The 14,319-nt window shown below is 65.7% G+C and carries 13 protein-coding genes; 11 read left to right on the top strand and 2 right to left on the bottom strand.

Translation table 11 applies throughout. From position 1 onward, the window contains the following. Positions 1–53 precede the first annotated feature (53 nt). Positions 54–1,058 carry an alpha/beta hydrolase gene (locus QX121_RS22115; protein WP_315798123.1) on the bottom strand — a complete coding sequence of 335 codons (1,005 nt, stop codon included), beginning with the start codon at positions 1,056–1,058 and terminating at the stop codon, positions 54–56. Between the two features lie 139 nt (positions 1,059–1,197). Beyond that, complete coding sequence (locus QX121_RS22110; protein ID WP_315757805.1) at positions 1,198–1,458, bottom strand: DUF6489 family protein; 261 nt, start codon at positions 1,456–1,458, stop codon at positions 1,198–1,200. 523 nt (positions 1,459–1,981) lie between these two features. On the opposite strand from QX121_RS22110, the gene QX121_RS22105 reads away from it, so the two are divergent. The 11 genes from QX121_RS22105 (at position 1,982) to QX121_RS22055 (ending at position 14,206) form a co-directional block, all read left to right on the top strand. After that, positions 1,982–3,577, top strand: coding sequence for an ABC transporter substrate-binding protein (locus tag QX121_RS22105; RefSeq protein WP_315737203.1), 1,596 nt, complete (start codon positions 1,982–1,984; stop codon positions 3,575–3,577). Positions 3,578–3,685: 108 nt separating this feature from the next. Continuing rightward, entirely contained in the window at positions 3,686–4,666 is a 981-nt protein-coding gene (locus tag QX121_RS22100; RefSeq protein ID WP_315737202.1) for an ABC transporter permease, read from the top strand. A gap of 2 nt (positions 4,667–4,668) precedes the next feature. Further along, the gene (locus tag QX121_RS22095; RefSeq protein ID WP_315737201.1) at positions 4,669–5,634 is read left to right on the top strand and encodes an ABC transporter permease; all 966 of its coding nucleotides are present in this window, start codon (positions 4,669–4,671) and stop codon (positions 5,632–5,634) included. Positions 5,635–5,668: 34 nt separating this feature from the next. After that, positions 5,669–6,652, top strand: a complete 984-nt coding sequence (locus QX121_RS22090; RefSeq protein WP_315813024.1) for an ABC transporter ATP-binding protein — start codon at positions 5,669–5,671, stop codon at positions 6,650–6,652. After that, positions 6,649–7,644, top strand: a complete 996-nt coding sequence (locus QX121_RS22085) for an oligopeptide/dipeptide ABC transporter ATP-binding protein (RefSeq protein ID WP_315813023.1) — start codon at positions 6,649–6,651, stop codon at positions 7,642–7,644. The genes QX121_RS22090 and QX121_RS22085 overlap by 4 nt, the downstream gene beginning before the upstream one ends. 147 nt (positions 7,645–7,791) lie before the next feature. After that, positions 7,792–9,594 carry a gamma-glutamyltransferase family protein gene (locus QX121_RS22080; RefSeq protein ID WP_315813022.1) on the top strand — a complete coding sequence of 601 codons (1,803 nt, stop codon included), beginning with the start codon at positions 7,792–7,794 and terminating at the stop codon, positions 9,592–9,594. A gap of 15 nt (positions 9,595–9,609) precedes the next feature. Further along, positions 9,610–10,320, top strand: coding sequence for a DUF1028 domain-containing protein (locus QX121_RS22075; protein WP_315737197.1), 711 nt, complete (start codon positions 9,610–9,612; stop codon positions 10,318–10,320). A gap of 85 nt (positions 10,321–10,405) precedes the next feature. After that, on the top strand, positions 10,406–11,917 hold the full coding sequence (locus QX121_RS22070) for an ABC transporter substrate-binding protein (RefSeq protein WP_315813090.1): 1,512 nt from the start codon (positions 10,406–10,408) through the stop codon (positions 11,915–11,917). A gap of 145 nt (positions 11,918–12,062) precedes the next feature. After that, positions 12,063–13,004 carry an ABC transporter permease gene (locus QX121_RS22065; RefSeq protein WP_315737195.1) on the top strand — a complete coding sequence of 314 codons (942 nt, stop codon included), beginning with the start codon at positions 12,063–12,065 and terminating at the stop codon, positions 13,002–13,004. Between the two features lie 64 nt (positions 13,005–13,068). Beyond that, positions 13,069–13,899 (top strand): ABC transporter permease, encoded by an 831-nt coding sequence (locus QX121_RS22060; protein WP_315737713.1) that lies wholly within the window; start codon positions 13,069–13,071, stop codon positions 13,897–13,899. 25 nt (positions 13,900–13,924) lie between these two features. Next, the gene (locus QX121_RS22055) at positions 13,925–14,206 is read left to right on the top strand and encodes a hypothetical protein (RefSeq protein WP_315737194.1); all 282 of its coding nucleotides are present in this window, start codon (positions 13,925–13,927) and stop codon (positions 14,204–14,206) included. Positions 14,207–14,319 lie beyond the last annotated feature (113 nt).

The following is a 14,319-nucleotide window of genomic DNA, read 5'->3' as shown; positions in this document are numbered from 1 at the left end:
TTTGGCTCGGCCGCAGCCTCTCACTCGGACGTGCAATCTGCCTCGGCCGTTCTTCAACCGAACCGTCGCCGCCGCCATTCGATCAGCTTGGCGCTGACCTCCGCGGGCTGCTCCTGCTGCGTCCAATGGCCGCTGTCGCGGACGAGATGTTTCTCCAGGTCCGGCACCAGCTTCTCCATGCCGTCAGCGGCCGAGGGCGGCAGCACGGCGTCGTTCTCCGCCATGATCATCAGTGCCGGCACCCGCACCGTATGATCGAGCCCTTCCGAGCGCTGCCAGTTCCGCGTCATGTTGCGATACCAGTTGATGCCGCCGGTGAAGCCGGTGCGTGTGAAGGTGTCGACGAACACCTGCTTCTCCGCCTCCGACAGGATCGGCTGCCGCATGTCCTTGGCGGCGTCATAGGCCGCGATCATCTGTGGGAACGCCAGGTTGAGCGATGGCGAGGCTGCGATCCCGCCGGCCGGCGGCTCCGTCGGCGGCGCATCGCTGCGCGGCAGCGGCTTGCGCATGAAGGCATCGAAGGTCTCCGCGACGCGGCTGCCGAAGATGCGATCCGGCTCGCGTGCGGGATCCTGGAACTGCACGATGTACATCATGTCGCCGAACCGCTTACGCATGATGGCAATGGGATCAGCGGGCGCGCGTGGCAGATGCGGCGTGTTGATGCCGACGACGCCGGCGACACGCTGCGGATAGCGCAGCGGCATCTGCCAGACGACGAAGCCGCCCCAGTCGTGACCGACGAAGATCGCCTTGTCGATCTTCAGGTGATCGAGCAGACCGACGAGGTCGGCGGTGAGATGCTCGAGATCATAGGCCTCGACCGGCTCCGGCCGGTCGGTCGCGCCATAGCCGCGCTGATCGGGTGCGATGACGCGGATGCCGGCCTCGGCCAGCGCCTTGATCTGATGCCGCCAGGAAAAGGCCAGTTCCGGCCAGCCGTGACAGAGGATCATCGGTGGCCGGTCGCTGACGGGGCCCGCCTCGTAATAGCCCATGCGAATGCCGTTGGTCGTCGCGAACTGCAGCGCCGGCATCCAAGACGGATCGGTCATGCATCCTCCCCTGAAGCTGTTCAGCCGGCCTTTTTCGACCGGTCTTCGGCGTCGGCGTGGAGCCTGCTCCATGCCGTGACGTCACGCCGCTTCTCTTCGGAGTTCCGCGCAAGCGAAATCCGTGCAGCCGTCGGCCGCGTCAGGCCGACTTCTTGTCGTTCGAGCGGCTGCCGCCGAGGCCCGTCATGGTCAGCATCAGGTCCTGAAACCGTTCGGCCAAGCGGGGATCGAAGGTGAACCAGCTCTGCATGATGGCTTCGGGCGTGAGCTTGTCGATGTTGCTCGTCATCTGGCTCTGTAGCCGGTCCATGACCGCGGCCTGCATCGGACCGACATCGGGAAGTCCGAAAAACTGCCGCGCTTCGAGCGGTGTGCAATCGATCTCGATATTGACTTTCATGTCCGCTCCGCTGTTCGAACCATCCCGACGCCAGCCCCGGGCCGGGCTCCCTTCACCAGGAACGCCGATCCCGGACTCGCGGCAGGGGGTGTCCAGTATCACCGCGCCGCCCCCCTTCTAGCAAGCGGCGCCTTGCTGCAGGTGCGCAATTCCCGGGACATGGTCAATCCGGGAGCCTTCCGCCCATCCCGGACGCCGCCTCCCGCGTGCGCCGCACAGCGGCGGCGGGGGATAACCTTATCGTTTAGGCTTAAACAAACTGCACTTGTGTGCCGCCGCTGAACTCTGGCAACATATTCTGATCGATCTGCCGCGGGTCGTACGGCGCACCGCTAGGCTAGAGCCAACGGGATCAGTTCATTCCGGCGCGGCATCAGACTTGCAAGCATATCGCCCGGCGTCTTGTTGCTTCTTGAAGTTCGTGCAAGAGGCGCTGCAGAAATCACGAACTTCGAAGCAAGGCAGGCCGGACACAATCGCGCCTGCCGAGAAAACAAGCGTCAAACGCGGAGAATTTGAACATATGTCGGGACGCAAATCCCTGCTCATCGCGGCAGCGGTCGCATTCGGCCTCGCCGTCATGCCGGCCTCGGCCCAGACCCTGCGCTACGCCAACCAGGGCACCCTGAAGTCGCTCGATCCCTATACTTTCAAGGAATCGACCACGATTGCGCACCATGCCCACGTCTATGAGGGACTGACCGCGCGCGACAAGGACCTGAAGATCGTCCCCGCGCTGGCCGAGAGCTGGGAAACGCCCGAGCCGACCCGCTGGCGCTTCCATCTGCGCAAGGGCGTCAAGTTCCACAATGGCGAACCCTTCACCGCCGACGACGTGATCTTCTCCGCCGATCGCGTCCGCGCCACCGGCTCCAACTTCCTGTCCAACGTTCCGCCGGACGCAAAATTCATCAAGGTCGACGACTACACGGTCGACGTGAAGCTCGATGCCCCCAATCCCATCCTGATCTCGCAATGGGATACGTGGTACATCATGAGCAAGAAGTGGTGCGAGGACAACAACTCGGTCGCGCCGACGCCGGTGTCGGCAACCACGCCGAGCTACGCCGCGCTGCATGAGAACGGCACCGGCCCCTTCATCATCGAGAGCCATCAGCCCGGTGTGAAGACCGTGTTCAAGGTCAATCCGAACTGGTGGGGCAAGCCCGAGCACAATCTGAAGGAGATCGTGTTCACCACCATCGCCTCCGACGCCACGCGCGTCGCCGCGCTGCTGTCCGGCGAGGTCGACATCATCGAGCCGGTCCCGGTGCAGGATATCGGCCGCGTCGATTCCAGCCCGAACGCCCAGGTCCTGAAGGGGCCCGAGCTGCGCACGATCTTCCTTGGCATGGACGAGACCCGTGACGAGCTGCTCTACTCCAACGTCAAGGGCAAGAATCCGTTCAAGGACATTCGTGTCCGCGAAGCGTTCTACAAGGCCATCGACATCGAGCTGATCAAGACCCGCGTCATGCGCGGCCTGTCGACGCCGTCGGCGCTGATGATCGCGCCGCAGCTCTATGCGCTGTCGAAGGAGTTCACGCGGCCGAAATACGATCCCGACGCGGCCAAGAAGCTGCTGACGGAGGCCGGCTATCCCGACGGCTTCGAGGTCGGCATGGACTGCCCCAACGACCGCTACGTCAACGACGCCGCGATCTGCCAGGCCGTCGTCGGCATGCTCGCGCGCATCGGGGTCAAGGTGAACCTGAATGCGCAGCCCAAGGCGCAGTACTTCGCCAAGGTGCTGAAGCCCGGCGGCTACAACACCTCGTTCTTCCTGCTCGGCTGGACGCCGTCGTCGATGGACGCCCACAACGTGATGCACGACATCATGGGCTGCCGTGACGACGCCAAGGACGCCACCCGCGGCGAAGCCAATCTCGGCAATTACTGCAACAAGGAGTTCGACGCCCTGACCGACAAGGTCCTGGTCGAGACCGATACCGCCAAGCGCGATCAGTTGATCAAGCAGGCCTTCGAGATCGGCATCAAGGATTACGGCTACATCCCGCTGCATCAGCAGGCGGTGGCCTGGGGCGTCTCGAAGAAGGTGAAGATCCCGCTGCGCGCCGACAACGCCGTGCTGCTGTTCCTCGCCACCAAGACCGAGTAGTCCACACGCAACGACTAGTCCCGGAAAGCAGAACTGCTTTTCGGGACTTTTCATTTCCTGCGGCAAGTGCTACGCGCCGCCGCATCTCGAAGGATCTGAAAGGATCAGATGCTCGCCTTCGCGCTTCGCCGAGCAATTCAGGCCATCGGCGTCATGATCGCCGTCGGAATCATCGCGTTCGCCATGTTCCGTTTCGCCGGAGATCCGGTGAGCCAGATCGTGCCGATCGACGCGTCGGCCGCGGAACGGGCCAGCATCCGCCAGTCGCTCGGCCTCGACGATCCCTTCATCGTCCAGTTCGGCCGTTATCTGTTCGACGCGGCGCAGTTCAAGTTCGGCGTCTCCTATCAGTTCCGGCAGCCGGTTTCCGATCTGCTCAAGGAGCGCATGCCGGCCACGCTGGAGCTCGCGATCTGCGCGACGATCCTGGCGCTGTTCTTCGGCATCCTGATGGGCGTGTTCTCGGCGCTGCACCGCGACTCCCTGCTCGCCAAGCTGTTCCAGATGGTATCGCTGATCGGCATCTCCTTGCCGACCTTCCTGATCGGCATCCTCCTGATCTATCTGTTCTCGGTCACGCTGGGCTGGCTGCCGTCGTTCGGCCGCGGCGACACCGTCAGGCTCGGCTGGTGGACATCAGGCCTGTTCACCGTCTCAGGCTGGAAGGCGCTGATCATGCCCTCGATCACGCTCGGCCTGTTCCAGATGACCTTGATCATGCGGCTGGTCCGCGCCGAGATGCTCGAGGTGCTGCGCACCGACTACATCCGCTTCGCCCGCGCCCGCGGGCTGACCACGCGCGCGATTCATTTCGGCCATGCGCTGCGCAACACGCTGGTGCCGGTGATCACCGTGGTCGGCCTGCAGTTCGGCTCGGTGATCGCGTTCTCGATCATCACCGAGCAGGTGTTCCAATGGCCGGGAATGGGCCTGTTGTTCGTGCAGGCGGTGCAGAACGTCGACATCCCGATCATGGCGGCCTACCTGATGATGGTGTCGCTGATCTTCGTCACCATCAATCTCGTGGTTGATATCCTCTACACCGTGGTCGATCCGCGCCTGCGCGCGACCATCAGCCGGCCGGCCTGATCATGAGCGACGCAGCCCTTCCTCATCCCACTCCCGTCGAGACGCCGCGCGCCACCGACGGATGGTTGAAGCGTGCGCTTGCGAGCGACCTGTTCTATTCCTTCCGCCGCTCCAAGCTGACGGTCGCCGCGGCCGTGATCACGCTGTTGTTCTTCCTGCTGGCGATCTTCGCGCCGCTGCTGTCGCCGCAGAACCCGTTCGACCCGGCCCAATTGCAGCTGTTGAACTCGCGGATTTCGCCGCTATGGACCGCCGACGGACAGAGCCCGTTTTTGCTCGGCACCGACGAGCAGGGTCGCGACGTGCTCTCGGCCATCCTCTACGGCCTGCGGATTTCGCTCCTGGTCGGCATTCTCGGCGTCGCCTTTTCCGGCGCGCTTGGCATCGGCCTCGGCCTGATCGCGGGCTATTTCGGCGGCCGGGTCGACACCGTGATCATGCGCATCGCCGACGTCCAGCTCACCTTTCCGCCGATCCTGATCGCTCTGCTGGTCAACGGCATCGCCAAGTCGGTGTCCGGCAACCGACTGGACTGGCTCAGCATGCTGGTCGTGCTCGTGCTGGCGATCGGCCTCTCCTTCTGGGTGCAATATGCGCGCACGGTGCGGAGCTCAGTGCTGGTCGAGAAGAACAAGGACTACGTCGCCGCAGCTCAGCTGATCGGCCTGCCCGCGCCCGTCATCATGCTGCGCCACGTGCTGCCCAACACCACCGGTCCCGTGCTGGTGATCGCCACCATCAACCTGGCGCTGGCGATCATCACCGAGGCGACCTTGTCGTTCCTCGGCTCGGGCATGCCCGAAACGATGCCCTCGCTCGGGACCCTGATCCGGATCGGCAACAACTATCTGTTCGCTGGCGAATGGTGGATCGTCGCCTTCCCCGGCATCGCTTTGGCCGGACTGATCCTCGCCATCAACCTGCTCGGCGACTGGCTGCGCGACGCCCTCAACCCGAAACTGCGATGACCCGCGTGAATGCGTCCTTCCGAGGCTTGAGCTCATGACCGCCCCCGTTCTGTCCGTGCGCAACCTGCAGGTCGAGTTCGCGACCCGGCGCGGCACCCTGCGCGCGATCGACGGCGTCTCCTACGACATCGCCAAGGGCGAGGTGCTCGGCGTCGTCGGCGAATCCGGTGCCGGCAAATCCGTCACCGGCCTCGCCGTGATCGGCCTGATCGATCCTCCGGGCCGCATCTCCGGCGGCGAGATCCAGCTCTCGGGATTGCGTGTCGACAATCTGCCGCCGGAGGAGATGCGCAAGGTGCGCGGCAAGCGCATCGGCATGATCTTCCAGGATCCGCTGACCTCGCTCAATCCGCTGTATCGCGTCGGCGACCAGATCATCGAGACCATCAGGACCCACACCAACCTCACCGAGCAGCAGGCGCGCAAGCGAGCCATCGACCTGCTCGCCGAGGTCGGCATATCGGCGCCCGAGAAGCGCATCGACGGCTATCCGCACGAATTCTCCGGCGGCATGCGCCAGCGCGTCGTGATCGCGCTGGCGCTGTGCGCCGAGCCGGAGCTGATCATCGCCGACGAGCCGACCACCGCGCTCGACGTTTCCGTGCAGGCGCAGATCATCTCGCTGATCAAGCGGCTCGGCCGCGACCACGGCACCGCCGTGATGCTGGTGACCCACGACATGGGCGTGATCGCCGAGACCTGCGACCGCGTCGCGGTGATGTATGCCGGCCGCGTGGCCGAGATCGGCCCGGTGCAGGAGGTGATCCAGAACCCGCTGCACCCCTACGCCAAGGGCCTGATGGGTGCGATCCCGACGCTCGCGGGCGAGGAGAAGCGGCTGGTGCAGATCCCAGGCTCGATGCCGCGGCTGTCCGCGATCCCGCCCGGCTGCTCGTTCAATCCGCGCTGCAGCTTCGCCTTCGATCGCTGCCGCGTCGATCGGCCGGAGCCGCTGCGCCAGGGCACGCAGGCGGTCGCCTGTCATCTGTACGATCGCGCCACGGAGACCGCGGCATGACCGATTTCGTCGAGGTCAAGAACCTGCGCCGGGTCTTCGATGTCTCGAAACCCTGGCTCAACCGCGTGATCGAGCGTCAGCCGCAGGAGTTCCTGAAAGCCGTCGACGGCGTCAGCTTCGGCATCAGGAAGGGCGAGACTTTCGCGCTGGTCGGCGAATCCGGCTCGGGCAAGACCACGGTCGCGCGCATGGTGGTCGGGCTGCTGGCGCCGACGTCGGGAGAGGTCATCATCGACGGCGTGTCGATGAGCGATGCGCGCCAGGCCCAGGTGCGGCGCACGCTGCGCCGCCGCATCCAGATGGTGTTTCAGGATCCTTACGCGAGCCTCAATCCGCGCTTCCGCGTCGATAGCATCATCGCCGAGCCGATCCGCGCCTTTGACATCATCGAGGGTGAGCGCCAGATCAAGGACCGCGTCGGCGAGCTGCTGACCCTGGTCGGCCTGCATCCCGACGACGGCCAGAAGTTTCCGCACGAATTCTCCGGCGGCCAGCGCCAGCGTATCGCCATCGCGCGCGCGCTCGCCTCGGAGGCCGAGTTCATCGTCTGCGACGAGCCGACCTCGGCGCTCGACGTCTCCGTGCAGGCGCAGATCCTCAATCTGATGCGCGACCTGCAGGACAAGTTCGGCCTGACCTATCTGTTCATCAGCCACAATCTCGCGGTCGTGCGCCACATGGCGAGCCGCATTGGCGTGATGTATCTCGGCCGCATCGTCGAGATCGCGGACGGCCGCACGCTGTTCAGCGATCCGCGCATGCCCTACACCAAGATGCTGCTCGGCGCGGTGCCGGACCTGTCGATGTCGGGCCGCCAGCGCATTCCGGTCAAGGGCGAGATCCCGAACCCGATCAACCCGCCTCCGGGCTGCACCTTCAACCCACGCTGTCCCCTTGCATTCGATCTCTGCCGGCAGCAGGCGCCCGAGCTGATCGGCGGCGTTGCCTGCCATGCGGTGAACCAGCCGGCTGCAGCCGCTGTGCCGGCCTGAGTTGTGATGAGCGATGAGGCGAAATTTGAATGGGTCGTCATTGCGAGGAGCGAAGCGACGAAGCAATCCAGGGCGTCATCCACGGTCCTGGATTGCTTCGCTTTCGCTCGCAATGACGGCGACTCGATAGGATAGGCAAAGCCGGCCATGAGCTTCATCAACCCCGATCCCTTCACGACCCGCCCCGAGATCGACGGCACCTTCGGCGTCGTCACCTCGACGCACTGGCTGGCCACCGCCGTCGGCATGGCGATGCTGGAGCGCGGCGGCAACGCCTTCGATGCCGGCGTCGCGGCGGCCTTCACCCTGCAGGTGGTGGAGCCGCATCTGAACGGTCCCGGCGGCGACGTGCCGATCATCCTGCACGACGTCAGACGCGGACGCACCGAGGTCATCTGCGGCCAGGGCCCGGCGCCATCAGGCGCCACCATTGCGCACTACAAGCGCGAGGGCCTCGACATGGTGCCCGGCACCGGCCTGCTCGCGGCCTGCGTGCCCGGCACCTTCGAGTCCTGGATGCTGCTGCTGCGCGACTATGGCACGATGCGGCTGCGCGACGTGCTGGAGCCGGCAATTTCCTACGCGCGCGACGGCTATCCGCTGGTCGAGCGCGTCTCCGCGACGATCCAGACCGTCGAGCAACTGTTCAAGACGCATTGGCCGACCTCGGCCGCGCTCTATCTGCCCAATGGCGAGGTGCCGAGGCCGGGCACGCTGTTCACCAATCCACAGCTTGCGGAAACCTACGCGCGCATCCTGAGTGAAGGCGAAAGCGCGGGTGCTGATCGCGACGCGCAGATCGAGCGCGCGCGCAAGGCCTGGTCGCAGGGCTTCGTCGCCGAGGCGATCGACCGCTTCTGCCGGACGCAGGAAGTGATGGACGTCTCGGGTTCGCGCCACAAGGGCGTGCTGACCGCCGACGACATGGCGCGCTGGCAGCCGACCATCGAGGCGCCGCTCACCTACGAGTACGGCCGCTACACCGTATGCAAGGCCGGCGTCTGGAGCCAGGGCCCGGTGCTGCTGCAGCAGCTCGCACTGCTCAAGGGCTTTGCGCTCGACGGCCTCGATCCGACCGGACCCGACTTCATCCATTGGCAGATCGAAGCGGCGAAGCTTGCGTTCGCTGACCGCGAGGCATTCTACGGCGATCCGAAGTTTGCCGACATCCCGATCGGCACGCTGCTGTCCGATGCCTACAACGACGAGCGGCGCAAGCTGATCACCGACAAGGCCTCGCTCGAGCTGCGTCCCGGCACGCTCGACGGCTACGGCGCCAAGGTGAAGCTGCGCGAGGCCCAAGGCCACCGCGAGGCCGTCGGCGCAATGGGCTCGGGCGAGCCGACCGTCGGCCGCTTCGGCGAGGTGCGCGGCGACACCGTGCATTTCGACATCATCGATTCCCAAGGCAACATGATCTCGGCGACGCCCTCCGGCGGCTGGCTGCAATCATCGCCGGTCATCCCCGAGCTCGGCTTCTGCCTGGGGACGCGCGCGCAGATGTTCTGGCTGGAGGAGGATCATCCGGCCGCGCTGGTGCCGGGCAAGCGGCCGCGCACCACGCTGTCGCCGACCATGGCGCTGCGCGACGGCGAGCCCTACGTCGCCTGGGGCTCGCCCGGCGGCGACCAGCAGGACCAGTGGAACACGCAGTTCTTCCTGCGCCACGTCCATGCCGGCATGAACCTGCAAGAGTCGATCGACGCGCCGGCGTGGCACTCCGAACACTTCCCGATCTCGTTCTGGCCGCGCACCGCGCGCCCCGGCGTGCTCGTGGTCGAGGGCCGCGTGCCCAAGGCGACCGTCGAGGAGCTGCGCCGCCGCGGCCATGTGGTCGAAGTCGGCCCCGACTGGTCGGAGGGCCGCCTCACCGCGGCCTCCCGCGTGGGCCGCCGCCGCCGCGCCGCGGCCAATCCGCGGGGCATGCAGGGTTACGCGGCCGGACGATAAGAGAGCGACGCGACGATGACCTGGTCGATCATTGCCAAGGACGATCTCACCGGCCAGATCGGCATCGCCGTCGCCACCCGCTTCTTCGCCGTCGGCGCGCGCGTGCCCTTCATCGTCGCCGGCCACGGCGGCATCGCCACCCAGGCGCTGGTCAATCCCTATTACGGCATCGACGGCGTCACGCTGCTGCGCGACGGCCGGCATCCGCGCGAGATCGTGCAACTGCTGACATCTGCCGATCCCGGCCGCGAGAGCCGCCAGCTCCACATCCTCGATCGCAACGGCCAGATTGCCGCCCACACCGGCCGCGACTGCATCGACTGGTGCGGCCATCTCGAAGGCCGGGGCTTTTCAATTGCCGGCAACATGCTGGCCGGCCCGCAGGTGCTGAACGAGACCGCGAACGCCTTTCTCGCCAACAGCGCCCTGCCCCTCGCCCTGCGCCTGATCGCCGCCATGAAGGCCGGCGAGGCCGCCGGCGGTGACAAGCGCGGCAAACAGTCCGCTGCCCTCCTCGTCCACGGCAAGGAGGAATGGTCCGAGCTCGATCTGCGCGTCGACGATCACCCCGATCCGCTGGCAGAGCTCGAACGACTGGAGAGCGTCAGCCGCAAGCATTGGGCCGTATTCCGGCAGTTCATGCCGACGCGCGACAATCCTGCAGGGATCACGGATCGCGCCACGATTGATGCCGGCATCGCCGCCGCGCTCGCGAACCAGACATGACCAAGCCGGAAGCATGGCACGTGATCGGGGTTGGTATTGATAGTGCAACAACGCAGGCTGCATTCGCGTGAGGGAAAATCGGATGATGAGGAACTGGTGCTTGGCCGCGGTCGCGGCCGTTGTCGTGGCCTCTTGGGGGCCTGCAGCGCAGGCGCAGACCACCTTGCGCATCGGCCTTGCCGAGGACCCCGACGTTCTCGATCCGACCATGGCCCGCACCTATGTCGGCCGCATCGTGTTCGCCGCGACCTGCGATAAGCTGTTCGACATCGACGAGAAGCTGAACATCGTACCGCAGCTGGCGCTGTCGCAGGGGACCTCCGCCGACGGCAAGGAGGTCATCATCAAGCTCCGGCCCGGCGTGAAGTTTCATGACGGCGAGCCGTTCGACGCCGAGGCCGCCAAATTCTCGCTCGACCGCCACCTCACCTTCCCCGGCTCGTTCCGCAAGCCCGAGCTGGCGTCGCTCGATCATGTCGACGTCGTCGATCCCCTGACAATCAAGCTCGTCCTGAAGGCGCCGTTCTCGCCGCTGATCGCCCAGCTCACCGACCGCGCCGGCATGATGGTGTCGCCGAAGGCCGCGAAAGAGGCCGGCGACAAGTTCGGCCTGCATCCGGTGTGCGCCGGTCCGTACAAGTTCGTCGAACGTGTCCAACAGGACAAGATCGTATTCGAGAAGTTCGCCGACTACTGGAACAAGGACAACGTCTTCATCGACAGGATCGTCTACCAGCCGATCGTCGACGCCACCGTGCGGCTGGCGAACCTGAAATCCGGCGCGCTCGACCTGATCGAGCGCGTGCTCGCCACCGACATCAAGGACGTGCGCGCCGATTCCAGGCTCGCGCTGTCGACGGCGATCGAGCTCGGCTATCAGGGCATCACGCTCAACATCGGCAAGGACAAGGCCAAGGGTCCGCTCAGCCAGTCCGCCAAGGTGCGGCAGGCGCTCGACCTCGCGATCGATCGCGAGGCGCTCAACCAAGTCGTCTTCAACGGCGAGTTCATGCCGGGTAACCAGTGGGTCAATCCCTCGCATCCCTACTATCAGAAGGCCTTCCCGGTCCGTGCTCGCGATGTCGAGAAGGCCAAGGCGCTGCTGAAGGAGGCCGGCGTCACGCCGCCGGTCGCCGTCGATTTCATGGTGCCGAAGGGCGCCGAGACCGAGGCCGCCGCCCAGGTCGTGCAGTCGATGGCTGCCGAGGCCGGCTTTGACCTGAAGATCCGGGTCACCGAGTTGGCGACCTCGCTGAAGCAGGCCGAGGCCGGCGACTATCAGGCCTTCATGCTGTCATGGAGCGGCCGCATCGATCCCGACGGCAACAGCTACGTGTTCCTGCACCGCAACGCGCCGCAGAACTACAGCGTCTGGGCCAACGCCGAGGCCGACAAGGCGCTCAGCGACGCGCGGCTCGTGACCGACATGGCCCAGCGCAAGGCGCTCTACGAGAAGCTGACGAAGCTCGAGATCGAGGACGAGCCGATCCTCTACCTCTATCACCGCCGTATCCTGATCGCGCACACCAAGAAGCTCGAAGGCTACAAGCAGATGCCGGACGGCCTGGTGCGCGTGGTCGGGCTGAAGCTGAAATGAGCGGTCGGGTGGCCTCTGTCCGCCGGGACGCGCAGCCGACGCGGCGAACTCCCTCTGCTCCCTCCCCCCTTGTGGGGGAGGGAACGCAGGAGGCGCGACCTGCATCTGACGGCCGACATCTTCAGCGCCGCAGGAAGAGCTGATCATGCTGACCTTCCTCGCGCGCCGCCTCGGCCAGATCATCCCGACGCTGATCTTCGTCTCCATCCTCATCTTCTCGCTGCAGCAACTCCTGCCCGGCGACCCCGCGCTGGTGATGGCCGGCGAGGAGCGCGATCCGGCGGTGATCGAGCAGATCCGCAAGCAGTATCGCCTCGATCAGCCCCTGCCCGTTCAATACGGCTACTGGATCAAGGGCGTGCTCTCGGGCGATTTCGGCGAGTCGCTGCGCATCAAGATGCCGGTGCGCGATCTCATCCTGCAGAAACTGCCCGTGACGCTGCAGCTCGCCTCGATGGCGATCGTGATCGCGTTCCTGATCGGCATTCCCGCCGGCATCATTTCCGCCGTGAAGCGCGGGACGGCCTGGGACTATGCCGCCAACCTGTTTGCGCTGTGGGGCATCTCGACGCCGAACTTCTGGCTCGGCATCATGCTGATCTTCCTGTTCTCGATCCAGCTCGGCTGGCTCCCCGCCTCCGGTTACGTCTCGCCCGCCGAGGACTGGCGGGCCAGCCTCGCCGCCACCATCATGCCGGCCTTCGTGCTCGGCAACGCCATCGCCGCGATCCTGATGCGCCACACCCGCAGCGCGATGCTGCAGGTGCTGAGCAGCGACTACATCCGCACCGCGCGCGCCAAGGGCATCTCCGAACGCCAGGTCATCCTCGGCCATGCGCTGCGCAACGCCTTGACGCCGGTCATCACGCTGGGCGCGCTCGAGCTCGGCACGCTGTTGTCCGGCGCGGTGCTGACCGAGCAGATCTTCTCGATCCCCGGCTTCGGCAAGCTGATCGTCGATGCCGTGTTCAATCGCGACTACGCGGTGGTGCAGGGTGTCGTGCTGGTCACCGCCACCGTCTACATCATGCTGAACCTGGTCGCCGATCTCGCCTATGTCCTCGTCAACCCGCGGCTGAGGAGCTGACATGGCCGAGACGATCCTGTCAGCTCCGCACGGAGCCCGCGCCCTCGCCCCGCTCGAACGGCCGATGCAGCGCACCCTGCGCCGCCTCGTCAAGCGCAAGGGTGCCATGGTCGGGCTCGGCCTGATCACGGTCTTCGTCCTGCTCGCCGTGCTTGCGCCGCTGGTGGCGCCCGCCGATCCCATCAAGACGAGCTGGGCGCTGGTGCGCAAGGCGCCGTCGGCGGCGCATTGGTTCGGCACCGACGATCTCGGCCGCGACGTATTGGCCCGCGTCATCTACGGCGCGCGGGCCTCGCTGCTGGCCGGTGCGATCTCCGTCGCCATTGCGCTGGCGATCGGCGTCCCCATCGGCATGCTCGCAGGCTACCGCGGCGGCTTCATCGATGCCCTGATCAGCCGCGTCACCGACGCGATGCTGGCCTGCCCGTTCCTGATCCTGGCGATCGCACTGGCGGCGTTCCTGGGGCCGAGCCTCGGCAATGCCATGATCGCGATCGGCATCTCGGCAACACCGATCTTCGTCCGGCTGACCCGCGGCGAGGTGATGAGCGTCAAGGTCGAGGAATATGTCGAAGCCGCGCGCAGCGTCGGCGACACCGACCTGCAGATCGCGGTCAGGCACATCCTGCCGAACATCATGCCGGCGCTGCTGGTGCAGGCGACCTTGTCGGTCGCCGCCGCCATCATCGCCGAGGCCGCGCTCTCGTTCCTGGGGTTGGGCCAGCAGCCGCCGGCGCCGTCCTGGGGCAGCATGCTCAACGCCGCCCAGCGCTTCCTCACCAACGCGCCATGGATGGCGATCTGGCCGGGGCTTGCGATCTTCCTCGTCGTGCTGTCGCTCAACCTCCTCGGCGACGGCCTGCGCGACGCGCTCGATCCGCAGCAGGAGCAGTGAGCGAGGTCTCTCCATGCTAGCTCGAATGGCTGAGGATCTCCTGCGATTGTTGACGATCGTCGACATGGGGGCTGGCGTCGTATACTGGGCGCTGGCGTTTCGCGAGCGGGTCTTGATGGCGAGCCATGCACCGGAATGGCGCGGCTGGTTCACGCTCCGCCGTGTGACTGCCGACGAATATTCCCGCGCCTATCGCGCGCACTTCCATCGGTCCTTGCACTACGCCTTCGCGTTTTTCATCATCATCTGCATCGCCGCTCTGCTGATCCTGCTCGACCATCTGTTCTTTAAGAGGCCGCTGTGCTGAGCGCCGCGGCGGGCGCCGCCGGCCGTGACGACAGTAAGGGGAGTAAGAGACGGCCCGACAAAAACGGCGACTGCCAGGAGCAGCCGCCGTTGATCTTCAGCAACCCAAAGAAA

The sequence above is a fragment of the Bradyrhizobium sp. SZCCHNR2028 genome, assembly GCF_032380995.1.
GTDB lineage: Bacteria > Pseudomonadota > Alphaproteobacteria > Rhizobiales > Xanthobacteraceae > Bradyrhizobium.
Note: the sequence above shows the minus strand (reverse complement) of the source record. Positions and strands in the feature narration are given on the sequence as shown.